This window comes from Enterococcus gallinarum, assembly GCF_021496385.1.
GTDB classification, from domain to species: Bacteria; Bacillota; Bacilli; order Lactobacillales; family Enterococcaceae; genus Enterococcus_D; species Enterococcus_D gallinarum.
On the sequence record NZ_CP050816.1, the window covers coordinates 2,222,341 to 2,247,969 of the forward strand.

Below are 25,629 nucleotides of genomic sequence, written 5' to 3' on the forward strand. Positions count from 1 at the left end.
AAAATTTGTTGTGGAGGAAAATCGATGAATCTCAAACGTTTTGTACAATTGTTTATTTGCTATTTCGTATCTATGGTGGTTGCTGTTTTACTGACCAACTTATTCAATATTTCAACTATGCCATTTTATTTGTTGGTGGCCTCTATTATTGGGTATATCACATTAACGATCCCGTTAGTAGTCATGACGATCAAGAAAAACAAATAGTTCCGAGAGTGGATTTGTTGAAAGGAGCATCAGATGATTGGCAATGTTCGTTATCTACCAAGAAAGTTAAGAAAATGGTACATTCTCTATCTTATCTGTCTGATACTTATTTATGGCTGGTTGTTGTTTACTGATCAGTCTGCGGTACTTGCTGTCGCTATTCTTCTCGTTCTTTTTGCAATCGAACTTGCATTTATGTGGCATTCAGAAAATTCTTTTTTAGGCAGTGTTCTAGTTGCATGTCTGCTTTATGGTATCTGGATGCTACCTTTCGTGCTTCGGTGATTAGTTTTCATTTATTCGTATCGAAAGTGAATCGGAGAAGCTAGCATAGAGAATTTTCTTAAAAAAATACCCTGAGGAAAGAGCAAGTCATGACGTTGTCATTGACGATAGGTCTTTGCAGTAATGCAAACACTGAGGGCTCTATTCCTTTGGGTATTTTTTGTTCAATTTAACTAATTTAACTTAGTGAGTGACAAACAATTATTGCTCTCGTTCAACAAGTCGGTAATAGACTTTTGCTGTGATAAGGTATACCAACAGATAAATGACTGCGAAAAGAGCAACTGATACAACAGTCACACTGATCAGCAGATTGCGGTCGGTCAACCCGAAAAGCAAAAGCAGCTTGCGAATCATCGGAAACGCGAATGCAAGGTGGATGATCGCAGCTACCAATGGAAAAGAAAAAATCATCAATACTTGTTGTTGGATCACTTGCTTGACTTCTTTATGACTTAAGCCAACTTTCTGTAAGATCTCAAAACGTTCTTTATCTTCTATTCCTTCAGAGACTTGCTTGTAATAGATGATTAATGTAGCTGCCAAAATAAAGATCAGTCCAAAAATCAACCCTAAGAAAAAGAATCCTCCCGTAAACGTTTTGGTCTGTACTTGGAAGAGATCTTTTGATTCAATGCGTGCATTCGGATCAGCTGCTTGAAGGTCCTTTCGTATCTCTTTGCCCATTGTTTCTCGATCACTGGTTTCAGGCACTTGGAAGTCAAAAACAGTAGTGATCACTGGTTGTTGATAGATGAGGAATTCTTTTTCCTGATACCAACTAGTTAATTTCTCAGAAAGCCAAGTATCATCGACTACCACCACAAGTTGTTGAACAGGATTCTCCACTTGAGTAAAAGGTGGCAGCTCAGTTAGTGATCGAAGAGTGAACTGACTATGATCGATCGTCAGCTCTTTAGGCAACGCTTGATGGGTCCAAGTTTCTGGAAAGACCAACAATTCATCTTTTTCTGGTCCTTCTTTTCCTGTGATTCTTTGGTACTCCGTACTAGTAACAAATGTGAGAAAGACCGCTTTTTCTAAATTCTCGCTGTTATCTTCAAAAGTTGTTGAAGGAGTAAGTGTGTTTCCCTCAACCGTAAAAAGTAAGTCTCTAGTAGCAGTGACTTGTTTCCGGTTTTTGAGCGTTACTTTATTTTCAAGACTATCGATGGCTTGGTTCAATTGTTGCAGATTCGCCTCTGACTCGATCTGAAAGTCATAAGGAAAGCGTGTTTCCACCACATTCTTCTGTCCGAAATAAAGACTAGCTGTTGTGGCAACAGTCACTAAAACCATTGTTGACAAAATACAAATACTTGCTAGACCTGCTGCATTTTGTTTCATTCGATAAAGCATCGTTGATACATTGATGAAATGGGTCGTCTGATAATAATAAGTGGATCGCTTTCTTAAAAACTGCAACGCTTTAATACTGCCAGAAATAAACAACAGATACGTGGCGATGATCACAAGAATCACAGCGACAAAAAAGAGTGCCAAGGCGCTGATGGGCGACTTGATTGTGACAGAAATCGTATACCCTACCGCTAAACAAATGATCCCTAGAAGGGCTAAAAAGCCTTTTGCTCGCGGCTCTTGTTCATTGCGCTTACTACCTTGCAGCAGTTCGATCGGCTTGGTTCGCCGGACTTGCAGCATATTGAATAGAAAAAGGCAGCCATAGACCATCAAAAAGTAAAGGATCACAAGACCGATACTTTCTACAGAAAGTTCAAAGACGAAGGATTCTCCCACCTCTAGAATTCTTTTTAAAATCAAGAACCCCAATCGTGCAAACAAAAGACCTCCAACTAGCCCTGCGGCCAGACTGATGAGGCAGCTATAAAAAAGTTCCCAAAAGACCACTAACGCAATTTCTCGTTTCCCTAATCCTAGAACATTGTAAAGTCCAAATTCTTTTTTTCGTTGTTTGATCAAAAAGTTATTGGTGTAAAACGAAAAAATGGCGGCGAAAACCATTAAAATGATATTTCCTAGTCGAAACATAAAAATAGCACTTTGACTGCTTGGCAGTTTATTCATCCCTGGATTATTTACAATGATTTGTGTCATCATTATCACTGCAACTAGAAGACTCATGGACAGTAAAAAAGGAGTATAAGCTTTGGTGTTTTTTCGCAAATTGGAAAAGGCGATTTTTTGAAAGAACATTCCTTACTCCTCCCTTGCAAAGACAGCTGTCATGGTTTCCGAGATTGCTTCTAGAAAAGCGCTATTCGTTCGTTCCCCGCGATAAAGCTGATGGAAGACGTGACCATCTTTGATGAATAATACTCGTTGCGCGCGGCTTGCAGCAATGGAACTATGAGTAACCATGATGATCGTTTGTCCATTCTGATTGATTTGCTGAAACAACGTCAGCAATTGATCGGAAGTTTTTGAATCTAACGCCCCAGTTGGTTCATCTGCTAGTAAGAGATCCGGCTTTGTGATAATCGCGCGTGCGACAGCTACCCGTTGTTTCTGGCCGCCGGATAATTCATAGGGATAGTGTTGCAACAAGTCGGTAATTCCCAGTGTTCGCACTAATGGTTGCAGTCGTTGGTCCATTTGTTTGACCGACACTTTCGATAAGACTAATGGTAATAAGATATTGTCTTTGACAGAAAAAGTATCCAATAAATTGAAATCTTGAAAAACAAAGCCCAAATGATCTCGGCGAAAACTTGCAGCGTCTTTTTCTTTGATGGTCGTCAAATCGATACCATTAAGCGCTAATTCTCCCGCTGTCGGTTGATCTAACGTGGCCATCAAGTTCAGTAGGGTGCTTTTCCCAGATCCTGATTCTCCCATAATGGCGACATATTCGCCTTCTTCTACTGAAAACGTGATATTCTTCAATGCTTCGACCGGCTGGCCGTTCAACTGACTTTGATACACTTTTTTTACTTGTTGAATGTTTAATAGTGGCATTGTTCTCTCCCCCTTCTTTTTTAGCATAAGCTGTTTAGAAGAAAAAAGCGACTTACAATAAAAAACGCAAACTTACAGTGTTGAAAGTTTGCGTTCAAATAAAATTTTTAGTGGGAAAATGGATCGTCACCGTAGTTCCCTTCCCTACTTCGGAGTCAATCGTTAGCTGACAGCCGATTTTTTCTGCTGCTTGCTGGCTCAAATATAATCCTAATCCGCTAGCACGCTGTTGAAAGCGTCCATTTTGTCCTGTATAACCTTTTTCAAAAACCCGCGGCAAATCTTCTTGACGAATACCGATCCCTGTGTCTTGAATCAAAAGACAATTGTTTTCGGTAAAAATCCGGATTCCGCCTTTTTCTGTATACTTCAGGCTATTAAAAAGCAACTGCTCAAAGATAAAAGTCAGCCATTTTCGATCCGAAGTAACGGTCAAGTCGATAGCCAAATCCAGTTGCAAGTCTTTTTTTGAAAAAAACAAGGCATATTTTTTGATTGCTTGGTGAATGAGAGGTGCTAACACAATCGGTTCAAAAACAAAGTCATCATTTTTCAAGTTTTGTCGTAAATAATTCAGCATCATCTGCAAATAATCATTTACTTTAAATAGTTCTGCTTTGACTTCAGTGGGCGATAGGCCATCACTTTGCACTAACAAATCCATCGCTGCTAATGGTGTTTTGATCTGATGCAGCCATAATCCGAAGTCTTCGTAGATTTCTTCATTCTTCAAGGCTGCTTGATACTCGGAGGCGGTTTTTTCTTTAGCTTGTCGTTTGATTAGCTGCTGGTATTCTTCTTCGATACTGTTTCGCGCAATCGGCATGAAAGCCAAAGCTGCTTCAGTGATCATTTTCTTGGCTAATAAGTTTTGTAATTGACGTCTTTTTTGTAGATAACGCATATATTGCCAAACAGAGAAAATACCTAAAATCACTCCCGTGAAAATCACATAATCGATGAAGGGCTCTAAAGGAAGCTCATGGAGAAAGAACAAGCCTAAAAGACCGCTACTAAACAAAATCAAAAACAAATAGAGCTTGCCGTAAAGCAAAAAATACTCTTTTAAGTTAATCATAGGCTTGTTCCTTTTCAATCAAATAGCCTTTGTTTTTCACTGTTTGAATCAAATCAGACAATCCAGTTTGACTTAATTTCTTTCGCAAGCGGGTCATGTTAACGGCTAATGTATTATTATCAATAAACTCTTCGCTATTCCAAAGCATTTCAATAATCGTTTCTTTGGGAACGATTTTCCCTTGCTGTTGCAAGAGTAAGGAAAGGATTCGAGATTCGTTTGGCGACAGCGGCAAAGATTCCGTTTTACTTTTCAGCAAATTTTCTATTGGATGAAAAGTGACTTCTCCTAATGAAAACGTCTGGACTTGTTGATGGGTATATTGGTAACTGCGGCGCAACAGTGCTTGGATCTTAGCCAAAACAAACGCCAAATCAAAAGGTTTTGTTAGATAATCATCGGCTCCCATGTTCATTGCCATGATTTGATTCATTTGTTGATCCATTGAAGAAAGAAAAATGATTGGCACTTCAGAAATGTTACGAATTTCTTGGCACCAATGGTACCCGTTGTAATAAGGCAAAGAAATGTCCAAAAGAACCAAGTCGGGACTTACCGCACGAAATTCCTGCAAAATTTCAGCAAATTTTTTGGCGGGATAACACTCATATCCCCATTGTCTTAAATAATCAGCCAGTACTGAAACGATCGTAGCATCATCTTCTACAAGGTATATTTTTTGCATGATTCTCTCCTATCACTAAATTGGTGAAGCTATCACAGACAGTGTACCAGAAAATAAAAAGAAACGTCTAGTTGAGATAAATCATTCTAGACGTTTCTTCAGTCCTCTAATCTGAGTACTGGTTGGCATTTATTTACACTTTTTCACTCGACTCACTTTTTTTAGTGCATTGCGGATTGATGGGACTTGCTTGATTTTCATTAGATCTAATAAGAAAGTAAATAGTGGGATCCCCACGATCAGACCCCAGATACCAAAGAGATGCTCACCCAGATATAAAACAATGAACGTATAGAACATGGGAATCTCTGTTTTATGGGACATCAGCCGCGGATTGAGAACATAGGACTCGAGAGCATGAACAAAAATAATGATTAATAAAACATAGACAACATCATTGAGTCCGCCAATCGTATAGGCAATAAAAGTTAATGGAATACAAGAAATGATGACTCCTGCTACTGGAATCAAGCTTAAGAAGAAAATCATCATGGCCAAACTTAACAGCTGAGGAAAGCCCATGACAGCTAAAGCAAGCACTGTGATCACTGTATTAACGATAGCAATCAATAGCTGGGTTTCGATCACACTTCCGAATGCGCGGGTAAATTTCCTTGCGAGATAGTAAACATCCTCAAAAAACCAGGAAGCACTCCCTTGCAAAAAGAGCTGAGAAAATGCCACTGTTTTTTTGTTGTCAATCATAAAGAAAAAACTCAATAAGAAAGAGATCAATACAGTCAAAGCCAATTCACCGAAGTTGTAAAGATAATTGATGACGACGACGACTCCATTCTGGATTTTTTGGACATAATCGCTTGTTTGCACCAAATGTAGCAAATACTCTAATAACTCATTGTTAGAGTCTGCTTTTTGATAAAAATCGGTCACTGACTTGACCAGTTGCGCGGATTGGTTCAAAAGAATCGGTGCATACTTGGTAATGACTAAGTAAACCAAAGCGACAACGATCAAGTACAACACGATTGAAAGAAGTTTGATTGACACATTCACTTTCTTGCGTATTAGCTGGACCAGTTTGTAAATCAAATAAGTAAAAATAAAGGTTAATAAAATAATAGTCATCATACTGCGAAGCAGAAATAAGATCCCGCAAAGAAAGATCAGCACTGTCCAACGTCTTAATGGAACATTGGCAACAAACCGATGGTAGTAATTCATGAACACGCTCCTTTTTTCAAGTCGTCAATCAACGACTGTTACTTCATTCCCCAATTAATCTAACCACTTTTTGAAGCAATTATCAACTCAAATCAATTAAGAAGACTATTGTGGGTAGAGTCATATGCTAAAGCAAAAGCAGCCTGCTGTCAGTGGCAACTGGACCAAGTATCGTGAATGAAGGACTGATGATTATTTTCAAAAGATAAATGCCTATTTTTTCGAAAAGTTTATGGTTGTTTTAAGGTTACTATGACACAATAGACCTTGACATAATAATTTACAGTCTGTCTTAGCGGAAACTAAGGCAGACGCTTTTTTTATCAAAAACTGCCCTTTGTTCTGTTTGTATCGAACAAAGGGCAGTTTAAACGATTCTATATTTATTCTTATCAGTTGTTACTCCTAGACGAATTGTCTGCTTTCCTTAAAAGGACGCTCACTATGCGACTAGCTCACTATGACTAAAGAGACAATTCTTGACGAACTTCTCGAAGAATGGCATCAACGGTCAACCCATTTTCTTGTAGCAACTCATTTGCTTGATAACGGTCATGAAAGGCTTTATCTAAACCAAAATTGACAATTTTGATCGGAGCTTTTCCTAAATAACTAGCGACAGCTTGTCCATAGCCTCCTTCAAGAAGGCCATCTTCAAGAGTGAGCAACAATTGATGTGTAGCAATTAAACCAGACAATGTGTCAGTATCTAATCCAGAAATAAATCTAGGATTAATGACCGTAGGTGTGATCCCAAGCTCGGTTTCTATCATGGCAGCTGCTTTTTTTGCCAGGCCAAGAGCATTTCCTACACCAAGTAAGGCAACTTTGCTGCCCGCTTGAATGAGTTGATTTTTGTTTAGTTGACTGTAATCTGTTTGATCGACACGACCTGATTCTAATGGACCGACAGGAACGCGAATTGCCACCGGGTGTTGGGATTGGTCAATAGACCAATCCAGCATCGCTAAATATTCTTCCTTATTGGTCGGTGCAAGATAAACAAGATTCGGAATATGACTCAAAAATGGAATATCAAAGATCCCTAAATGGCTTTCATCATTCATGCCATAAGCTGAAGCGCCATAAACTAAAATAGTTCCCGCCACATTGTTCAAAGACAAATCATGTGAGATTTGGTCAAAACTTCGTTGCATAAAGGTTGAAAAAACTGCCCAAACGGGTTTCGCCCCATTTTTTGCCAGACCGGCAGTCATGGTTGCAGCATGTTCCTCTGCGATCCCGACGTCAACAAATTGACTGCCGGCGATTTTTCGTTGTTCAGGGGTAAAAAGGATCATCGGCGTGCCAGCATTTACTGCAACGACTGTTGGATCCTGTGCCATTTTTTCTAAAAGATAATCGGTCGTTACCGTTGAATAAGTTTCTCCACCAGAATTTGCAAGATAATCCCCTGTTTCAAGACTAAATGGTCCACCAGCATGGAATTTCTCGCGATTTTCTTCGGCAAATTTGAAGCCTTTTCCTTTAACGGTATGAATATGAAGGACAACAGGATGATCGCTGTCTTTCACTTGTTTGAATAGATGCATCAAGGCTGTCAGATCATTGCCATCAGCAAGATAATAGTAGTCAAACCCTAATGACTTAAAGAAATTGTTTTCCGCTTGACCATTCGTATCTCGCAATGCTCGTAAGTTATTGTAGAGACCTCCGTGGTTTTCCGCAATCGACTGGTCGTTATCATTTACAATCACGATAGTGTTTGTTCCAGTCTCCGCGATATTGTTCAATCCTTCATAAGCCAGACCACCAGATAACGAGCCGTCACCAATGACCGCAATTACGTTCCCTTCTTCATTTTTTAAGTCTCGTGCTTTGGCAACCCCATTTGCTAAAGACAATGACGTGGATGTATGCCCCACTGTAAACAAGTCATGGTCACTTTCTTTTGGATTGGTATAACCAGAGACATCGCTATAATGCGCTGGATCCCAGAAGGCTTGACCTCGCCCAGTCAGCATTTTATGAATATAGGTTTGGTGAGAAACATCAAAAATCATTTTATCTCTTGGAGAATCAAAGACAGCGTGTAAAGCAACTGTCATTTCGACAACGCCCAAATTCGGTCCGTTATGTCCTCCATGATGGCTGATTTTTTCTAATAACACGGTTCTTGCTTCCTCACTAACTTGTTGTAGTTCTGCAGCGGATAGCTTCTTTAAATCTGCTGGATCTGTAATTGATTTTAATAACATCAAAAAACTCCCTTCTCTGTTTGATAGTATACTGCTTCACCTTCACTTTAAGTCAAGAAACTTTTGAAACTTTTTCACGAAAGTAAGCAACAGACAGGTAGAACACATGAACACAAAAAAGCCCACCCTTCAACTTGTCATGGTGATCTGTTTTATCAGCAGAAAAGTTGAAGGAGAGACTCTTTCAAAAGCATTCGTTATGAGACACGATCGTTTTCCAGCGTTAAATGATGTAAGTCAAATCACTTGCAGGAGTTGGATAAGCAAAGATCAGCGCTTCAATTTCTTGGTGAGTGAGCTGTTTTTCCAGAATCAAGCAGCACAAATTAATCAATTCATCTGCGATACTTGAAAGACAGGTAATCGCAATGATTTGTCCCTCTTGATTGTAAACAAGTTTAAGCATCGCAACAGGATCGTTGATGCGACGGTACGTAAACCAATCGGCAAGGTTGATTGTTTCACTATGGATCTGCAGATTTTGAGCGAGCTGTTTTTCACTTTGACCGATCCGAGCCAATTTCAACCCACCAAAGACGATTGTAGGAATCAGGGGATACGTGATTGCAGAACGAGAACCTTTTTGGCTCATTGAAGCGACCGCATATTTTGCTTCAAAACTTGAAACAGGCGTCAGTTTAGGTTGTTCCTTATCCAATACATCTCCACAGGCAAAAACTCGTGGGTTCGATGTTTGTAAATAGTCATTGACTTTGATCCCGCGTTTGGAATAATCAACTCCTGCATTTTCTAAGTGCAAGGATTCAACATTTGGGATGCGTCCAACAGCACTTACCACGTAATCGGTGTCCAGCTCAAAGCCTGTACCTTGCAGCGTGTATCCTTCATTGATTTGGCTGATGCTTTCAATCTCTACATTGAAATGAAAGAAAATTCCTTGCTTTTGTAATTGCTCAATAAAGGCATTCACCAATTCCTGATCAAATGCTTTCAGTGGTCTGTCGTTATGATGAATAATGTGTACCTCTGCTCCTGCTGCTTGAGCGATTGTCGCAAGTTCAAAAGCAACATACCCCGCTCCTAAAAAAGTGATTTTCGCGGGCATTTTTTCCATTGCAAGAAAATCGGTGCTTGTATGCAAATATTCTTGTCCTTTAATCGGGAGTAGCGCAGGTCGTTGTCCTGTAGCAATCAAGAACTGATCAGCTGAAACGATTTCTGAACCAATCCGCAGCGTTTGTTCATCGATAAATTCCGCTTCTCCTTCATAGGTCGTGATTCCAGTATCCACTAAGCCCTGCTTCGTCTGTGTGGGAACAGTGTCCGTGTAACTGCGCTTGAAAGCCATCAAAGTTTTCCAGTCAATACCCAGCTCTCCAGTGATCCCTTTTCCTGCTAAGTGAGCAGCCTTCGCCTTTGCTTCAACGGCACTCATTAAAATCTTCTTGGGGTCGCACCCGCGGTTGGGGCAAGTTCCTCCCCAGAGATCGGCTTCAACGATTGCGACAGTCTTCCCTTGCTCGCTGAAAGAATAGGCCGCAGCAGTTCCGGCTGGTCCACCACCCACAACGATTACATCATAGTTTTGCATCTTGCTCCTCCTGACTTAGAAAATGAAAGATATCTGTACGGGTAACTTCACCAATCGCTTGTCCTTGTTCTGTAACAACCAAATGTTCGTGGTTGGCCAAGACTTCATATACTTGTGAAAGAGGGACCTTCACATCGAGGGACATTCCCTCTTGTGTAGTTGATTGTTGGTAGTAACCAGCATCAATAATCGCTTGAAGACGTTGTTCTTGCTGTGCTCCTTGTGTTTCGTCAAAAAAGGCGCGAACGAAATCCGTTTTTGGCTCTGTCCGTATTTTTTCAGGCGTATCACATTGTACCAGTCTGCCTTCATTCATCACACCGATTCGATCTCCCAATTTTAAGGCTTCATTCATATTATGGGTAACAAAGACGATCGTATTGCCTAATTTTTTATGCAAATCTAATACGAGATCCTGAAGATTGGTTCGAGAAATCGGATCAAGGGCGCTAAAAGGTTCATCCATCAAGATGATGTCTGGTTCTGCAGCCAACGCTCGCAAGATTCCGATCCGCTGACTTTGACCACCTGAAAGTTCAGCCGGCATCCGTTTTTTGAACGTCTCTGGTTCAAGTCCAACCTCAGTGAGTAGTTCATCGACACGTTGATTGCGACGATTTTTATCCCAACCGAGCATTTCTGGAATGATTTCAATATTCTCCTTGACGGACATCGTTGGAAACAAAGCAATTTGCTGCAACACGTAACCAATTTTCCAACGTAACTTTTGGAGTTGATAGTCTTTCACTCGTTTTTGTTTGAAGTAAACATTGCCTTCCGTCGGTTCGATCAGCCCATTGATCATTTTAAGGGAGGTTGTTTTTCCGCTTCCTGAGGGACCTACTAAGACAAAGATTTCTCCTTGATGAATGGAGAGATCCAATTCTTTTAATACGACTTGCCCCTCAAATTCTTTGGCAACTTGTTTAAATTCGATAATTGGTTCCATTTAGTTTCCCTCCCCAAAAATCTTTTCTTTTTTTAGAAATTCACGAGCAACATCAGCCGGTTGTTTTCCTTCTACATTCACTTGATAGTTCATGTCAATCATCTGGTCCTCTGTGATTTTTCCTGATAGTTTTTCCAATGCTTTGACGACTTGCGGATGTTCTGCAGCAAACTCATCTTTCATCAATGCGGCTCCTTGATAAGGTGGAAAGAGCTGTCGATCATCTTCTAAAACGACGAGATCGTATTGTTTGATCTCACTATCTGTCGAATAAGCATCGATCACATCGACATCCTTGCTTTGGATCGCTTGATAGCGCAGTGCCGGTTCCATACTTTGGACAGAATCAAAAGTCAGCCCGTACTGTTTTTGGATCCCGCGATAGCCATCTTCCCGATCAATAAACTCTAAAGTAAAACCAGCCCGAAGCTCTGACTCATGAGCAACTAATTCAGAAATCTTCGTTATACCCAACTCTTCTGCTTGTTCACGACGCATGGCTAAAGCATAGGTGTTTTCGTAGGTCATCGGCTCTAACAGGCGCATATTAAACTGGTCACTTAGCAGTTTTGTTGCTTCTTGATAAGTTGATTCTGGAGAACCATCTATTTGGGTATTTTTTGGGACTTTGACTAGACTTTCTAATACTGTTCCCGTAAACTCGGGATAAATATCAATCTGGTCATTTTCAAGAGCGCTAAATAAGAAACTTGTTTTACCAAAGTTTGGTTTGATCTCGACGGTTAAACTAGGATCTTCTTCTTCGATCACTGCTTGATACATATTGATAAGGATATCTGGTTCTGAACCGAGTTTACCAGCAATCGTTACCGTTTTATTTGAAATAGGATTATACTGTGCGAAAAGAATTCCGCCGATTCCAAGAAAGATAACACCTAAAGAGATCAGTGTGGTTTTCATACTGCGGTTTTGTAAAAAACGAATCAGTCCACTGAATAAGATTGCTAATAGAGCCGAACTAACCGCCCCTATGAGTGTCAAACTCGGATCATTACGGTCGATCCCTAACAAAATAAAGGTTCCCAATCCACCAGCACCAATCAATGCTGCCAACGTGGCCGTTCCAATAATCAACACCAATGCTGTACGTACCCCAGAAATGATGACAGGCATTGCAATAGGTAACTCAACTTTGAAGAGTTTTCGCAAGCGAGACATACCAAATGCATCCGCCGCTTCTTCAATCGACGGATCGATTTCGGAAAGCCCAATATACGTGTTTTGAAAAATGGGCAGTAACGCATAAACTACCAATGCTATTAGAGCGGGGACGGTACCAATACCAACAAAAGGAATCAATAAACCCAATAATGCCAATGATGGAATTGTTTGTAGAATACTTGTGATCTGTAAAACAAATTCTGCCATTCGTTTCTTTTGGCTCAACAGAATTGCTAATGGAATAGCAATTAAAATGGCTAAAATCAACGCACTCAGCGAAATGGCCAAGTGTTGAAAGATTGCCCGCAGCAACTCCTCCTTTCGCTCGCTAAACGTTTGAATGATTTCATTCATATATTCCATCCTCCACTATTCTAGTCTGCCTTAAGTATAGCTGAATGCCCAAACGCAACAAAAAGATTCGCTCAGCAGGATTGGGAGAAAAGTTGGACTTTCGCATCTAAATAGGATCCATTATTTCCTGACATTCTGTTACAATAAGTCTAAAAGAATGAGGTGCTTCTATGCCATTACTGGTTTTGATTGGTGCTCAGGCTGTTGGAAAAATGACTGTCGGTCGCGAACTTGAAAAAAGAATTGATGGTAAATTACTATTTAATCATCAAACTATTGATTTATTTGCCAATTATCTTGGGTATACGCCTGCGGCATTTAAGTTGTCTGATTCCACTAGGATCGAACTTTTCAAAGCATTTGTGGCTGGTGAACAGAATACAGTTAAGACAATCATATTTACTGTTTTAGTGGGATTTGATCAGAAAGAAGATATTGCTTTTTTACACAAAATTTCTGAGATCTTTTTAAGCGCTGGACAACCGGTTTATTTTGTTGAACTTGTTGCGCAATTAGAGGAGCGCATCGCACGTAACCGTCAGGAAGCACGTTTAAAAGCGAAGCCGTCAAAACGGGATCTTGCTTTTTCGCATCAAGAACTTCTTACTTTTAATGAAAAATACCGTTTGGAAAGCCATTCGACGGAATTGGCATCCCTTTTTCCAAAAGTAAAAACGATGAAAATCGATAATACTGAGTTGTCACCCGAAATGGTCAGCCAGAAAATTATTGCTAACTTCCAACTTGAATGAAAGATAAGAAGGACACTAATCTTAGGAAAGCAGATTAGTGTCCTTCTTTATTCTTATTTTAGTCAAACATCCGATGTCGCTGTGAAAAAACCATCAGCAAAAGAAAAGACTTCCCCAAGCACTTCTATTACTGATGGTTATTAAAATTCACGTTGCCTTTTTATGATAAGCGACGTGTATTGACACTACCAAATCTATTTTTTCATTCCTTCATGAATATTATGACTATCGTATAAAAATGAATAATCAGCTGATTCGAGTTTCCTTCTATAAAATCATCTTTCTACCTGATATCCTATCACTTAGGGAAAAAATAGTATAATCACTTTTTGCACTGGAACATGAAAAAAAAGAAATTAAAGACTTTACCACTTTTTTATTCTCAGTACTTGAAAAGCTACTCCATCTAACTGATCAATCAATCGTACTAACTCCTGTCACCGGTAAAAGCATTTCTAAGTTCATTGACCATGATCATGGTCAATCAAGTCTGTCAATCCGCATATATCTATATTAGTACTACTGATTATTTATCCTCTTATAGAGACTTATAGCCTTTTCAATGCTGCGCTGTTTATTTGGCGATTGAAACGTTATGTGATTTTTTTAGTTGAACATAAGCAATATTCAAAATAAAGCCGACGACTGCCAAAGCAATTGCTGTATAGAATGCGTTTGTAAAATCTCCATTGTTGCTGGCAGCCATTCCTGCTGCTACTCGTGGTCCAAAGAAAGCAGCAGTAGAATAACCAACAAAGACGATTCCATAGTTGACTCCTTGGTTAGCTGGTCCGTAATTTTCCATTACGATCGATGGGAAAACCCCCATCACTCCGCCAAAGCAGAGTCCTAGCCCAATGATTCCCACTGCAAAGATCATCGCTGCACTTGAAAGTGTCAAAACGAGTAAAGATAACGCAACGACACCGTAAATGATCATCAATGTATTGGAGCGCCCAATCTTATCAGAAACTGTTCCCCAAATCACTCGACCTAAGCAATTGCTTAAAGAATATAGACTAACATAAAAAGCGGCTGTTGTAGCTGTTAATCCGAACATTTCCTGCCCAATCACAGCAGCATTGGAAGCAATCATCAAACCAGAAAATGCACCAACTCCGAGCATCAAAATAATCAAATAAAAAGCAGGTGTTTTCATCATCTCTTGCCAGGAATAATTTGCTGCGGTTCCTTTAGCCGCAGAAGTTTGTGGGACCCATCCTGCTGGACGATAATCTGCAGGGGCTTTTTTGATAAAGAAACTTGCCATTACAACGACGATCATATAACCAATACCGATAAAACGAAAAGCAGTCAACACATCTCTTGATTCAATAATTGCATTCGCGATCGGTGCGGCGATGATGGCTGCACCGCCCATACCTGCAGTGATCAATCCTGAAGCAAGTCCACGTTTGTCTGGGAATAAACGAATCGTATTACTTAAGCAAGCAGAATAAGCAAATCCTTGACCAAGACCTGAAAGCACACCATAAGTTAGATAGAGCATCCCAGGTGATTCCACAAATCCAGTTAAGAAGAAACCTAGCGCAAATAATAAACCACCAAAAATAATCGTCCATTTTGCCAATCCACGGTCGGTCAAGAATCCTCCTAAAATCATTGTGATAGGTCCGACAGCAGCATTGATTGTAAATGCCAGCATGATTTCTTCCATTGTCCAATTTTTTAGTTGACTAAGCGGTCCAGCGAAAACGCTAAATGCATAAACGGCACCTGTACATAACAGAACAGCAGTTGAAGCAATCAAGACTAGCCAACGGTTGAGTTTTGTTTCCATGTTTTACCCCCAAAAAATAGTTTTGTTTAAATAAATTGAATGAATACACCTCATGTTACTTATTTCACATAACGTTTTGAAAGAAAATGTGCAGTGCGATTCTTCTGCACATTTCTTTTAACCTATTAAAGATTTTCTGCAACTGCTGTCTTACCAGCGATCCGTCCAAAGGTAAAGATATCAGTCAATGAGTTACCACCAAGGCGATTTCCTGCATGGATTCCTCCTGCTACTTCACCAGCTGCATATAGACCTTTGATCACTTGATTTTCTTTTGATAACACATGGGTTTGTGTATCGATCTTTAACCCCCCCATGGTGTGATGTACTGCCGGTTTTCTTGGAGTTGCATAAAATGGAGCAGTCGTTACTTTAAGATCAAACACATCTTTGCCAAATTCAGGATCTTTTCCTGCATCGACATAGGCGTTGTATGCAGTGATCGTTTCTTTCAAGATGGTTGGATCAACATTAATTTGTTCTGCTAATTCTTCAAGGGTATCGGCGCGGAATAATGTTCCGTTAGCTACTTGTTTGTCGATTTTTTCTTGGGACGTATTGTACGCTGTTTTCTTGATTTCTTCATCAGCAATCAAATAGAATAGGCCACCATTATCGATTGCTGCTTGTGTCAATACATCACGGCTTTCATATTCATTGACGAAACGTTTGCCTTCTTGATTGACCATCACAAAGTTTGCGGGAGGTACTTGCAGACCGCTGAATAATGCTCCTGTATTCGGATCAGATACCGGCATCATTTGTGAGAAGCCCATTCCAACTAGATCCGCACCGGCACTTTCCCCTAGTTTGATACCATCCCCTGTGATTGCCGGCGAATTGGAAGTTTTGATGTCATCTTCGATTTCAGTCCAATATGTGTTGTACTGCTTCAGCATTTGTGTATTCGCACCGAAGCCACCAGAAGCTAAGATAACTGCTTTGGCATGGATCGTTACTTTTTGTCCATTGCGACCTTCCCCAATGATCCCTACGACTTGTCCCTCTTCGATGATCAATTCTTTGACTGGTGTGTCGGTAAGAATTTTTCCACCATTTTCATTGACGAAATTGTGTAGGGCAGAAACAAAAGCGTACCCTTCATTTTTCAATGGTTTATGGCCTCGGCGCCATTTTGCTCCAACTGGCATATCGACATGTTTGTAATCAAATTCAACGCCGATTTCTTCTAGCCATTTCACAGACTCTAGTGCACGATCAGTTAGGATTTTTACTAAGTCATATTGACCGTAAATCACATTTCCTTCTAAGTCGGTCCGTTTGCCGCCTAAATAAGTTTGGATACGATGCCAGATGGCAGAGTCAAATAAGAATTCTTTTTCTGGAGTCGTTGCTTGTAAATACGTTGTGATTTGTTCTTTCAACAATCGAAAATCAGCCAAGTATTCTGCATCAATGGTTGCTTCATCTACGGCAATGATTTCTTCTAGCGCAGCCCGTTCACCTGGAAGCGCAGCAAATGTTTTTTGCCAATCCGGATCTGCGGCATTCATTGGTCCACCCGTGCGAACGGTATTTCCACCGATGGCTGGGTATTTTTCAACTAAAATCACCTCTTTGCCTTCTTGAAGGATACTTGCTGCGGCACTCAATCCTGCCCCACCACCACCGACAACGATGATATCCGTGGTGTAAGTTTCATCTTCCGTTTTTAGCGCACTGGCTGCCTTAGGACGTTTTCTTAAAACATCTGGGTTTGCACCAGCCATTTTCACTGCTTTCGCGACACCATCAACGACACCGTTACTGGTAACGGAAGCACCTGAGATCGCATCGACGTTCAATGTTTGGCCTTCAATGATTTCTTGTGGAACACGCGCAAAGACCACATCTGCGATTCCTTCCGATTCACCGGAAGTATCGATATTGATTGCTTCGATCCGTTCTTCACTTAATGTAACCACCATTGGTAAATCACCATTGTGTCCTGGTGCCGTGACAGTATAATTCCCAGGCTGATAAACTACTTCTTCGGGAACATTCAAGATATTAGCAACTTCTGTAAAGCGAATGAATTTTCTAAAACAGCTTTCCAAAAAGTCAACAGTCCGTTGATCTTTCAGCTGCCCATTTTCATCGAATGCTTGATGCGCACGACCTAAAAGAAATTCATTACCAGGCATAACCGTTGCATTGACACCAGGTGCATCAAGAATTTGACGCAAGTGTAGTTGTGCCCGTGAAGAACCTTGGACGTCATAAGAAGCACCCACGATCATCACTGGTTTGCCATCAAACGGGTGTAGATTGAAGGACAACCACTCTAAGACACTTTTTAGTGCGGATGGTATGGAATGATTGTGTTCTGGTGTCGCGATAATCACGCCATCGGCAGCCAAAATTTTTTGATTTAATGTTTGAATGACTTCACTATTGGTTTGATCCTCTGTTTCATTGAACATAGGAACTTGATCAATTTCTAAAATTTCGATTTCTGCTAAATCGGCAAATGCTTGTTGCATATATGTCACCAGTTGGCGATTAGTCGATTTCTTTGCATTTGTACCGATCATACCGACAAATTTCATGGACATTTCCTCTCTTTCTTATACCTGTTCCCAAGAAAATTTCTTTGAGCGCTCTTTGGCAGTCGAATATTCACTGACGAGACGATTCGTGATTTCCACGAATAATTTGAATTCATTGAAGCAATCTTCTAATTCAGCGACTTTTTCCTCATCTTTTAAGCATCCTTCTTCATCAAAGGATTGCATCGAATGACCGAGTAAAAATTCGGCACTAGGCATGATTCGTGCTTTGACTTCCGGTGCATCAAGAATTTGGCGAAGATGTGCTTGCGCTCGGGAAGAACCTAAAGCACCAAGTGAGGCACCAGTGATCATCACTGGTTTGTCGATCAAGGGACGGGTCGTATAAGAAAGCCATTCAATCATGCTTTTTAGTACTGCTGGAATGGAATGATCGTATTCAGGTGTACTGATAATCACGCCATCAGCAGCCTCGATTTTTTCTGCTAATTCTCGAACTGCTTCAGGTGCTGTTCTGTCTTCTGGTTCATTGAATGCTGGCAGATCTTTGATTTCGCAAAGCTCGATTTCTGCCTGATCTTTGAAATGGGTTTGGATAAATTGCAATAACTGGCGATTGGTCGAACGTGCAGAGTTAGTGCCAACGATTCCGATCAGTTTCATACTCATCTCTCCTAAATGTGATAAATTTAACAATTGATTCGATTATAACTCGCTTTTAGATCAATTGTTTCAAAAGTTAATCGTACAAATAGTCGTCTTAGAAAGATAAAAATGGTCAAACTCAGCTTAAATCTCTCTGATTTCATTCCGATAGAAGGATCTGAAGGACAATTTATTTGTTCCAATTAAGTACTTCTACAGTTTAGTCTGACCATTCACATTTGTGAAATATTTATTTAATTATATTATGATAACTTTTTTGTTATAATAGACATATTTCTACGGAAGGAGCAACTTCTATGTCTCTTAAAGATTCCCATTTGATGCTGCAGTACATCGACACATTACTAAAGTACAATAACTATACCAAAGCAGCGAAAGACCTATTTATTTCTCAGCCTTATCTTACGCAAGCCATCAAAAAAGTCGAACAAGAGTTGGGAACGGCCATCATTATTCGTCAGTCAGGTGTTTTGCATTTGACTGAAGCCGGTAAAATCTATTATCAATACCTTGAAACATTGGAAACCGCTTCCGCGAAATTTCGTCATCGGTTACTGCGCTACACATCACCAGAAACCAAAACATTGCGATTGGGTATCTTGCCCAGTCTGGGCTCGTTCTTGCTCCCACTTTTTTTACCTGACTATTTGGCAGAACACCAGGATGTGACCGTTTTTTTGCGTGAAGATTTGCCAAAGCACAATGAGAAACGTTTATTAAGTAATCAATTGGATTTTTTTGTTGGCCAGAACCCGGAGACTATTTCACCTAATTTGACGACTTACGCCACAAAGAGTGAAAATTATTTTGCGATCATCCCCCCTATTTCGCCTTTGTATCAAGCAAACAAAAAATTTCTCTCTCAAGACAGTGTTTCAATGAAAGAACTGTTACAAAGCCCGTTGATATTGACGACAAGCGGCTCCGCGATTCGTCGGCAAATTGATCAATTATTGAAAAAGTACAAAGTTGAACCAACCATTCTCGTAGAAAGCAGCAATATTTATACTGCAGCAGCACTTGCTGAAAACAATCTCGGGTTGGCCATCGTTCCTGAAAGTGTCTTGCAAGCAGCGACAATGACGCCTTTCAACCTTTATCCGATACCTGAAGAAATGCTAACGTTAAATTATTTTATCGCTCATCAAGCAGAGCGTCCGTTATCGATAGCTGATCAAAACTTGATTCGCTATTTTCTAGAAAAAGTATGATCGCTAAAACCGCCATCAAAAGTAAAAAAAACATACTCAAAGAAGAAAGAGTCAGAAGTAATGGTATGTCAAACGAGCTAAACAGATTAAGCAGGCACTTTAAGATCGTGCAATTGCCAGGGGGCGCAGTCGTTCTGCTATCTTGTTTCACCAGTTTAAATACTTCATTTTACTTCATTTACCAGACTCTGAAAGCTGCTTTGTCAAGGCAGTTTCGTCTCTATCTTTGAGTATGTTTCAATTAGGCTTTTTGATTCGTTTCAGGTAACTCAATCAGTGGTTGTAGCGTAGAGGGATAAAGCAATTGGCCTTGTCGGGTTACGATTAATCCAGTGATGCCATCGAGTTGGCTGAGTTGTTTCATGATTTCTTCAGGTTTTTTACCAAAGAGACGTGTGGTCCAAATTTCGCCATCCACTGAACGATCGGAAATAATCGTGATACTTGCTAACGCTGATTCTATCGGATAACCGGTTTTACGATTGAAAATATGATGATAGGTCTTACCGTCGACGGTGTGGGAACGTTCATAGATCCCTGAGGTTACGATAGAACGATCGCGGATTTTTAAGGCTGCCACGAAATTTCCTCTTGGCAAAAAAGGATTCTGAATTCCGATACGCCATAAGTGATCCGCATGATTTGGTGTTTCACCAAAGGTAACAACATTCCCGCCCAGATCAATCAAAGCGGCACTGACACCAGATTGCTTAAAAAAATCTGCCAGCTGATCTGCGAAATAGCCTTTGGCCACAGCACCTAGGTCTATTGACATACCGGCAGCTAAGGCAACGCTCTGCTGTTTGTTATCCAATTCGATTCGTTGAGGATCGGTCACCTGTAGTAATTCCATCACTTTTTCGGCAGTCGGCACTTTGGCATCTGAGAAACCAATACGCCACTCCTGAATCAGGGGTCCCATCGCGATGTTCAAGAAACTATCCTCTGGCAAGCTGTGCTCTTTTGCTAAGGCGATCAAAGCAAACAAGTCTTTGGCTACTTTGGTCGGCTGAATTCCGGCGTTTTGATTGACTTTCATCAGATCTGAAGCAGGATCATTGGCACTAAACCGTTTTTCAAACGCTCTGATTTGTTGGACTGCTGCTTCCAAAATTGGTGTGGGATCTTCATGTTGGATCCAAAGCTGAATGATCGTTCCCATCGCTTTGACTTGTCTTTTTCCTTCTTGCATCCGTTCGTTTCGCCCCTAGTTTTTTTTGTTCATCATAGCAGTTTTTCAGAAAAAATTGAATGCCTTTAGCAAATAAATGCAACTATAAGAAAGTCGCGGACAGGCTTTAAAACATTAAATCACCCGGTTCAATGAAATCATTTCGATCAATCCTTGCGCCGCTTCTGAACCTTTATTGCCCGCTTTGGTTCCGGCCCGCTCGATGGCTTGTTCGATAGTTTCTGTAGTTAGAACGCCAAACATGACTGGAATGTCTGCCGCTAATCCAACTTGGGCCACGCCTTTCGCGACTTCATTGCTAACAAGCTCATAATGGGTAGTCGCACCGCGGATAACTGCACCCAGTGTGATCAAGCCATCGTATTGCTTCACGTTGACTAATTTTTTTGTTATATAGGGAATTTCAAAGGCACCGGGTACCCAGTAAACATCAATGTCTTCTTCTTTTACTCCATGCCGTATCAAATTATCTTGGGCGCCACTCAAAAGTTTCGCCGTAATAAACTCGTTAAAACGCGCAACCACGATCCCTACTTTCATTCCTTGTCCGTCAAATGTTCCTTCAAATTGTGTCATGTTGTGCTCTCCTTCTTTCTCAAAGTGATAATAAATGATGGAATTTTTCTTTTTTTGTTTGAAGATAACGATTATTTTCTGCAACTGGAGTTATTTCCAGCGGAATTCTTTCAGCAACATGAATGCCATGAGCTTCTAACTCGGTGATTTTTTCTGGATTATTTGTCAGCAAGCGAATCGTATCGATGCCAAGAGACTTCAGAATAATCGCCGCAAAACCATAATCCCGTTCATCTGGACGAAAACCTAATTCAACATTGGCTTCATACGTATCCAAGCCTTTTTCCTGTAATTGATACGCCTGCAGTTTCTGTTTCAAGCCGATACCTCGGCCTTCCTGACGCAAATACAAGATGGCTCCGGTACCTTCTTTTTCGATTTGACGCATGGCTTCATGTAGTTGTTCCCCGCAATCGCACCGCTGGGATCCAAAAACATCTCCGGTCAAGCATTCTGAGTGAAGACGAACCAATAATGGTTTTGCGGGATTAGTCAAATCCCCTTTTGCTAATACTAAGTGCTCAAGATGATGCTGATCTTCAAATAAGGTTAAATCGAAGGATCCAAATGCGGTTGGCAATTGAACGGTTAACTGACTTGTTGCCATATAAGTCGCTAACTCTTCGATAGTGATCATCGGCAGCTGCCATTTTTCCGCGAGTTGAGCCAATTGTGGGCGGCGAGCCATCGTGCCATCCTCATTTAGAATCTCACAAATATAGGCCGCTTCACTTTGATTGGTCAATTTTGCTAAATCCAATGCAGCCTCGGTATGGCCCCTTCTTTCCAGTACCCCGCCTATCCTTCCGATCAACGGGAAAATATGACCTGGTTTTTGAAAGTCCTCTTCCTTAGTTTGAGGATTAGCCAATGCTCGGATCGTTCGCGCGCGTTCTTCAGCAGAAATTCCTGTTGTCGTTGAACGGTGATCGACACTTATAGTGAAGGCTGTTTTGAAAGTATCCGTATTTTGCGCGACCATTTCAGTTAGCTGCAAGCGGTCAGCTAGTTGAGCTGAGATAGGTGCGCAAATCAACCCTCGAGCAAATTTCGTCATAAAATTCACGCTTTCCATCGTAGCTAGATTAGCGATCCCAACAAGGTCTCCTTCCGCTTCCCGGTCGTCATCATCAGCAACAATAATTAATTGCCCATTTCTTAAATAGTCTAGTGCTGTTTCGATTTTATTTTTACTCATAGGACATTTCCTTTCTTCCGCCACGGATCAGTTGATTGGCTTTGACATATTTTCCTGATAGATCTGTTTCAACATTCACTGCTTCACCGCGGTTAAGTCGCCCCAGATTGGTTTGATTTTTGGAATGAGGAATCAGTCCAACGGAGAAATAGCGCAGTGTGGTCTCGATAATCGTCAAACTAACCCCATTCAATGCGATAGAGCCCTGTGGAATGATCTCATTTCTCAGTTCGTCGGGATAAGCAAATGTCAGAATCAGCGCATTCTCCAACACACGCTTTTCTAGCAGCGTTGTCGTAGTATCTACATGACCTGCCACCAAGTGTCCTTCCAAGCGGCCGTTGAAAGCTAACGCTCGTTCCAAATTGACTTCGTCATTGATTTTTGCGGTCGAAAAGGTGGTTCGTTGATAAGTTTCCGGCATGATCTCGACAGTGAATTCTTGTTTGCCAGTCTTGATCGCTGTCAAACATACGCCATTGATCGCCATACTATCGCCAACCCGATAATCCGTTAACAATGCTTCAGAAGCATGACAAGTCAATGCAATGGTGCGACCACTAGGCACGATCCGTGTGATCTTACCCTTTTCTTGAATGAGTCCGGTAAACATTTTCCTGCCTCCTTCCAACGATCCTTAACTCTTCTCCGACCGGTTCAACAGTGACTTCCGTTAGCGCAAACATCTGATTCACTTCTCGAGAACTAGCAAAACTCGCTGTTCCATTGCCGCCGATAAGTTTTGGCGAAAGATAGGTGATAACTTGGTCCCAATAACCATTCGCCAGAAAGGCATCATGAATGCTGCTTCCGCCTTCAACATAAACCGATTGAATCTTGCGTCGATACAATTCTTTCATGACAAACGAGAGAGTCAGTGAAGGCGTGGTAATGATTTTCACGTGATTTGAGAAAACAGTTTGGACTTTTTTCGTAGTAAAGACCAGTACAGGACTACTGGTATCCTCAAAAAGAGTTAGTTGCTGTTTCAAGGTTTCTCCTTTACGATCTAGGACCACTCGATAAGTCGGAAAGGCAGCCTCTGTCCGCAAAGTAGGATTATCGATTAAGGCAGTGCGGCTCCCTATCAAAATAGCCTGATAGTCTGAACGTTCCTGACGAACCCGGCGCAATGCAGCTTCACCGGTTATCCTTGTTCGCTGACCAGCTAAAGCGATTTTTCCATCGAGTGTGGTTGCTTGCTTTAAAGCCACAAAAGGACGTTGCTCTTCGTGATACGTATTATAGTGGCGATTGATTTCACGTACCTCCTTTTCTAAAACACCTGTGATCACTGCTATTCCTTGTGATTCTAAAAACGCTTTGCCCTTGCCAGATACCAACGGATTGGGATCCAATTGACCAATTACCACTTTTTTGATGCCGCTTTGTAGAATAGCAGTTGTACAAGGTGGCTGTTTTCCGTAATGGTGGCAAGGCTCAAGGGTCACATAAATGGTTGAATCAATTAGTTTTTCGGGGGAACTACATGAATCGATGGCGTTCTTTTCCGCATGTGGCTGGCCATAAGCCATGTGGCTGCCTACAGCAATTATTTCCTCATCTTTCACAATGACAGCACCGACTAAAGGGTTCGTGAAGGTTTGTCCTTTGCCTTTTAGTGCTTCGGATATGGCGCGCTTCATATACGTTTCATGCATAAACATTCCTCCTTTCTTTAAATAAAAAGACCTCGTGCATAAGTACACGAGGTCTTGATTAGACAAACTCAAAGAAACGATGACCAAAAGGATAGACTCCTCCCGTCAATATTCTTGTAAGTTTTTCTTCTCCCATCCAGACTTTAACTGTCGGTTCCAGAGTTTCACTGGATCAACCGCACGAATGCGGGTCACGGACTTCAAGCATTGCTTGTCACCGTCGGTCGGGAATCACACCCTGCCCCGAAGAAACATATTCAATTCACGTTAGATACTACTATTTTTTAATTCAGGTGTCAAACCCCTCTTCTATCCTTTTTAAATAACAATTAAAACAAATGTTTAAGTCCAACATTCGCCGTTATCTGAGAAGACTTTAAAAAGTTTTTTTAGAATTTAGCGACCTCCAAGCAAACAATTAAAAGAGGTTTTTCGGATAAATTATTTCTCTTTTTATATTTTATTTATTTCGATTGAATAACACGTTTTTTGAACAGATAAAAAAAGACTTTTAAAGAGTTTAAGAAACAATCTCTTTAAAAGTCTTGTGAATGGAATAAATATGTTATTTTGCTGTAGTGAAATAAAGTTTCTGACTCGTTAAGTTTTTCAAAGAAAGCAGAAAGAAACTGGCAGCTAATAAATCGGCACTTCCGCCGGGTGAAACATTTTGCTGTTGACAATAGTTGTTCAATGCTTCAAAAGCGGCGCTAGGAATGGGCTGTTTATTGGCTTGCTTTGCCAACTGTTGAACATGGTTCAGCACTTGTTGATCGCTGCGATACAAAATACAAGTATCATCAAGAGTGGCCATGATCGCTAGGAGCATATGGAGTCTTTTTTCTGGTGAATTTTTTATTTGTCGTGACAAAAAATCAGATAATGCCACTTGAACATGAGGAAAACCTGCTGCTGCTTCCCCAAAAGCACCCGTATAACCATATTTTTGTTTGACTTTGTTTCCGTGACTTCCAGTAGCCGCAACTTGTATCCGACGATCTGGATAAGCGACCAGTTGTTGAATCTCTGTAAAAATCTTTGGTAAAAACAACTGACGATCACAGCTGTATTGGCTACTGATCACACTGATAAACAATCCCATTGCCCAAATGGCCCCTTTATGGGTATTGACTCCACCAGTAGCTGCAAACATGGCTGTTTCAGCACGGCGACCAATCTCAGCGATCGCTTCTCTGACGGCTTGGCTCGGTTTTTTTTGCCAAGAAGCCAGCGCCATTTCTTCAAAAAATGGTGTCAGCGTTTGTGCAGATAAGACAAATAGTTCGTGATTCATATCGCTATGTGAACCAGTTGTAAAACGATCGACTAAGCCTGGCTTGGGTGAGAGTTCCACTTCATCGATCAGCGCTTTTTCAACTAGTTTTGCCAGTTGATGACAGGTAGCGAAGGCAGATTGTTCTTCCATAAGATC

22 protein-coding genes and 1 riboswitch are annotated in these 25,629 nt (G+C 40.9%); of the genes, 4 read left to right on the forward strand and 18 right to left on the reverse strand.

Annotated elements, in window-relative coordinates; translation table 11 throughout:
- Nucleotides 1-24: 24 nt before the first annotated feature.
- Together HED61_RS11055 and HED61_RS11060 are read left to right on the forward strand one after the other, a co-directional pair.
- A complete protein-coding gene (locus HED61_RS11055) occupies nt 25-207 on the forward strand; it encodes a hypothetical protein (protein ID WP_003126552.1) in 183 nt (60 codons plus the stop codon).
- A 33-nt stretch (nt 208-240) separates the two neighbouring features.
- The gene (locus tag HED61_RS11060; RefSeq protein WP_003126551.1) at nt 241-492 is read left to right on the forward strand and encodes a hypothetical protein; all 252 of its coding nucleotides are present in this window, start codon (nt 241-243) and stop codon (nt 490-492) included.
- Nucleotides 493-693: 201 nt separating this feature from the next.
- On the opposite strand, the gene HED61_RS11065 is transcribed toward HED61_RS11060, so the two are convergent.
- The 9 genes from HED61_RS11065 to HED61_RS11105 all read right to left on the reverse strand — a co-directional run bounded on the left by HED61_RS11065 (nt 694) and on the right by HED61_RS11105 (nt 12,630).
- Complete coding sequence (locus HED61_RS11065; protein WP_156247505.1) at nt 694-2,667, reverse strand: ABC transporter permease; 1,974 nt, start codon at nt 2,665-2,667, stop codon at nt 694-696.
- A gap of 3 nt (nt 2,668-2,670) precedes the next feature.
- Nucleotides 2,671-3,429 (reverse strand): ABC transporter ATP-binding protein, encoded by a 759-nt coding sequence (locus HED61_RS11070; protein ID WP_219645339.1) that lies wholly within the window; start codon nt 3,427-3,429, stop codon nt 2,671-2,673.
- Nucleotides 3,430-3,523: 94 nt separating this feature from the next.
- Complete coding sequence (locus tag HED61_RS11075) at nt 3,524-4,507, reverse strand: sensor histidine kinase (RefSeq protein WP_219645340.1); 984 nt, start codon at nt 4,505-4,507, stop codon at nt 3,524-3,526.
- On the reverse strand, nt 4,500-5,192 hold the full coding sequence (locus HED61_RS11080) for a response regulator transcription factor (protein WP_103300846.1): 693 nt from the start codon (nt 5,190-5,192) through the stop codon (nt 4,500-4,502). The genes HED61_RS11075 and HED61_RS11080 overlap by 8 nt, the downstream gene beginning before the upstream one ends.
- 129 nt (nt 5,193-5,321) lie before the next feature.
- Nucleotides 5,322-6,374 (reverse strand): AI-2E family transporter, encoded by a 1,053-nt coding sequence (locus HED61_RS11085; protein ID WP_219645341.1) that lies wholly within the window; start codon nt 6,372-6,374, stop codon nt 5,322-5,324.
- A 464-nt stretch (nt 6,375-6,838) separates the two neighbouring features.
- On the reverse strand, nt 6,839-8,593 hold the full coding sequence (locus tag HED61_RS11090) for a 1-deoxy-D-xylulose-5-phosphate synthase (RefSeq protein ID WP_219645342.1): 1,755 nt from the start codon (nt 8,591-8,593) through the stop codon (nt 6,839-6,841).
- Between the two features lie 223 nt (nt 8,594-8,816).
- Nucleotides 8,817-10,145, reverse strand: a complete 1,329-nt coding sequence (locus HED61_RS11095) for a dihydrolipoyl dehydrogenase family protein (protein WP_176333389.1) — start codon at nt 10,143-10,145, stop codon at nt 8,817-8,819.
- Nucleotides 10,132-11,094, reverse strand: a complete 963-nt coding sequence (locus tag HED61_RS11100; RefSeq protein ID WP_103300843.1) for an ABC transporter ATP-binding protein — start codon at nt 11,092-11,094, stop codon at nt 10,132-10,134. Before HED61_RS11100 ends, HED61_RS11095 begins: the two co-directional genes overlap by 14 nt.
- A complete protein-coding gene (locus HED61_RS11105) occupies nt 11,095-12,630 on the reverse strand; it encodes an ABC transporter permease/substrate-binding protein (protein WP_103300842.1) in 1,536 nt (511 codons plus the stop codon).
- Nucleotides 12,631-12,800: 170 nt separating this feature from the next.
- Between HED61_RS11105 and HED61_RS11110 the strand changes: the two genes are divergently transcribed.
- Entirely contained in the window at nt 12,801-13,382 is a 582-nt protein-coding gene (locus HED61_RS11110) for a hypothetical protein (protein ID WP_113849682.1), read from the forward strand.
- A 574-nt stretch (nt 13,383-13,956) separates the two neighbouring features.
- On the opposite strand, the gene HED61_RS11115 is transcribed toward HED61_RS11110, so the two are convergent.
- The 3 genes from HED61_RS11115 to HED61_RS11125 all read right to left on the reverse strand — a co-directional run bounded on the left by HED61_RS11115 (nt 13,957) and on the right by HED61_RS11125 (nt 18,356).
- Nucleotides 13,957-15,183, reverse strand: coding sequence for an L-lactate MFS transporter (locus HED61_RS11115; protein ID WP_219645343.1), 1,227 nt, complete (start codon nt 15,181-15,183; stop codon nt 13,957-13,959).
- A 125-nt stretch (nt 15,184-15,308) separates the two neighbouring features.
- Nucleotides 15,309-17,732, reverse strand: coding sequence for a flavocytochrome c (locus tag HED61_RS11120; protein ID WP_219645344.1), 2,424 nt, complete (start codon nt 17,730-17,732; stop codon nt 15,309-15,311).
- A gap of 18 nt (nt 17,733-17,750) precedes the next feature.
- On the reverse strand, nt 17,751-18,356 hold the full coding sequence (locus HED61_RS11125) for an NADPH-dependent FMN reductase (protein ID WP_219645345.1): 606 nt from the start codon (nt 18,354-18,356) through the stop codon (nt 17,751-17,753).
- Between the two features lie 299 nt (nt 18,357-18,655).
- On the opposite strand from HED61_RS11125, the gene HED61_RS11130 reads away from it, so the two are divergent.
- Nucleotides 18,656-19,570, forward strand: a complete 915-nt coding sequence (locus HED61_RS11130) for a LysR family transcriptional regulator (protein ID WP_041120131.1) — start codon at nt 18,656-18,658, stop codon at nt 19,568-19,570.
- 241 nt (nt 19,571-19,811) lie between these two features.
- On the opposite strand, the gene HED61_RS11135 is transcribed toward HED61_RS11130, so the two are convergent.
- The 6 genes from HED61_RS11135 to HED61_RS11160 all read right to left on the reverse strand — a co-directional run bounded on the left by HED61_RS11135 (nt 19,812) and on the right by HED61_RS11160 (nt 25,623).
- Nucleotides 19,812-20,762: an FAD:protein FMN transferase gene (locus HED61_RS11135; RefSeq protein ID WP_219645346.1), complete on the reverse strand. Its 951-nt coding sequence runs from the start codon at nt 20,760-20,762 to the stop codon at nt 19,812-19,814.
- Between the two features lie 114 nt (nt 20,763-20,876).
- Entirely contained in the window at nt 20,877-21,338 is a 462-nt protein-coding gene (gene ribH / locus HED61_RS11140; RefSeq protein ID WP_003126533.1) for a 6,7-dimethyl-8-ribityllumazine synthase, read from the reverse strand.
- Between the two features lie 19 nt (nt 21,339-21,357).
- Nucleotides 21,358-22,536, reverse strand: a complete 1,179-nt coding sequence (gene ribA, locus HED61_RS11145) for a GTP cyclohydrolase II (protein ID WP_195957228.1) — start codon at nt 22,534-22,536, stop codon at nt 21,358-21,360.
- Nucleotides 22,529-23,149, reverse strand: coding sequence for a riboflavin synthase (locus HED61_RS11150; protein WP_219645347.1), 621 nt, complete (start codon nt 23,147-23,149; stop codon nt 22,529-22,531). The genes ribA and HED61_RS11150 overlap by 8 nt, the downstream gene beginning before the upstream one ends.
- Nucleotides 23,118-24,197, reverse strand: coding sequence for a bifunctional diaminohydroxyphosphoribosylaminopyrimidine deaminase/5-amino-6-(5-phosphoribosylamino)uracil reductase RibD (ribD, locus tag HED61_RS11155; RefSeq protein WP_219645348.1), 1,080 nt, complete (start codon nt 24,195-24,197; stop codon nt 23,118-23,120). Before ribD ends, HED61_RS11150 begins: the two co-directional genes overlap by 32 nt.
- Before the next feature lie 120 nt (nt 24,198-24,317).
- A riboswitch (FMN riboswitch) is annotated at nt 24,318-24,452 on the reverse strand.
- Between the two features lie 310 nt (nt 24,453-24,762).
- Nucleotides 24,763-25,623, reverse strand: coding sequence for a triphosphoribosyl-dephospho-CoA synthase (locus HED61_RS11160; protein ID WP_219645349.1), 861 nt, complete (start codon nt 25,621-25,623; stop codon nt 24,763-24,765).
- Between the last annotated feature and the right edge of the window lie 6 nt (nt 25,624-25,629).

Excerpts from the sequence above, each read along its gene's own strand:
- HED61_RS11055 (WP_003126552.1), top strand. The coding sequence starts at position 25 with ATGAATCTCAAACGTTTTGTACAATTGTTTATTTGCTATTTCGTATCT.
- HED61_RS11060 (WP_003126551.1), top strand. The coding sequence starts at position 241 with ATGATTGGCAATGTTCGTTATCTACCAAGAAAGTTAAGAAAATGGTAC.
- HED61_RS11065 (WP_156247505.1), bottom strand. The coding sequence starts at position 2,667 with ATGTTCTTTCAAAAAATCGCCTTTTCCAATTTGCGAAAAAACACCAAA.
- HED61_RS11070 (WP_219645339.1), bottom strand. The coding sequence starts at position 3,429 with ATGCCACTATTAAACATTCAACAAGTAAAAAAAGTGTATCAAAGTCAG.
- HED61_RS11075 (WP_219645340.1), bottom strand. The coding sequence starts at position 4,507 with ATGATTAACTTAAAAGAGTATTTTTTGCTTTACGGCAAGCTCTATTTG.
- HED61_RS11080 (WP_103300846.1), bottom strand. The coding sequence starts at position 5,192 with ATGCAAAAAATATACCTTGTAGAAGATGATGCTACGATCGTTTCAGTA.
- HED61_RS11085 (WP_219645341.1), bottom strand. The coding sequence starts at position 6,374 with ATGAATTACTACCATCGGTTTGTTGCCAATGTTCCATTAAGACGTTGG.
- HED61_RS11090 (WP_219645342.1), bottom strand. The coding sequence starts at position 8,593 with ATGTTATTAAAATCAATTACAGATCCAGCAGATTTAAAGAAGCTATCC.
- HED61_RS11095 (WP_176333389.1), bottom strand. The coding sequence starts at position 10,145 with ATGCAAAACTATGATGTAATCGTTGTGGGTGGTGGACCAGCCGGAACT.
- HED61_RS11100 (WP_103300843.1), bottom strand. The coding sequence starts at position 11,094 with ATGGAACCAATTATCGAATTTAAACAAGTTGCCAAAGAATTTGAGGGG.
- HED61_RS11105 (WP_103300842.1), bottom strand. The coding sequence starts at position 12,630 with ATGAATGAAATCATTCAAACGTTTAGCGAGCGAAAGGAGGAGTTGCTG.
- HED61_RS11110 (WP_113849682.1), top strand. The coding sequence starts at position 12,801 with ATGCCATTACTGGTTTTGATTGGTGCTCAGGCTGTTGGAAAAATGACT.
- HED61_RS11115 (WP_219645343.1), bottom strand. The coding sequence starts at position 15,183 with ATGGAAACAAAACTCAACCGTTGGCTAGTCTTGATTGCTTCAACTGCT.
- HED61_RS11120 (WP_219645344.1), bottom strand. The coding sequence starts at position 17,732 with ATGAAATTTGTCGGTATGATCGGTACAAATGCAAAGAAATCGACTAAT.
- HED61_RS11125 (WP_219645345.1), bottom strand. The coding sequence starts at position 18,356 with ATGAAACTGATCGGAATCGTTGGCACTAACTCTGCACGTTCGACCAAT.
- HED61_RS11130 (WP_041120131.1), top strand. The coding sequence starts at position 18,656 with ATGTCTCTTAAAGATTCCCATTTGATGCTGCAGTACATCGACACATTA.
- HED61_RS11135 (WP_219645346.1), bottom strand. The coding sequence starts at position 20,762 with ATGCAAGAAGGAAAAAGACAAGTCAAAGCGATGGGAACGATCATTCAG.
- ribH (WP_003126533.1), bottom strand. The coding sequence starts at position 21,338 with ATGACACAATTTGAAGGAACATTTGACGGACAAGGAATGAAAGTAGGG.
- ribA (WP_195957228.1), bottom strand. The coding sequence starts at position 22,536 with ATGAGTAAAAATAAAATCGAAACAGCACTAGACTATTTAAGAAATGGG.
- HED61_RS11150 (WP_219645347.1), bottom strand. The coding sequence starts at position 23,149 with ATGTTTACCGGACTCATTCAAGAAAAGGGTAAGATCACACGGATCGTG.
- ribD (WP_219645348.1), bottom strand. The coding sequence starts at position 24,197 with ATGCATGAAACGTATATGAAGCGCGCCATATCCGAAGCACTAAAAGGC.
- HED61_RS11160 (WP_219645349.1), bottom strand. The coding sequence starts at position 25,623 with ATGGAAGAACAATCTGCCTTCGCTACCTGTCATCAACTGGCAAAACTA.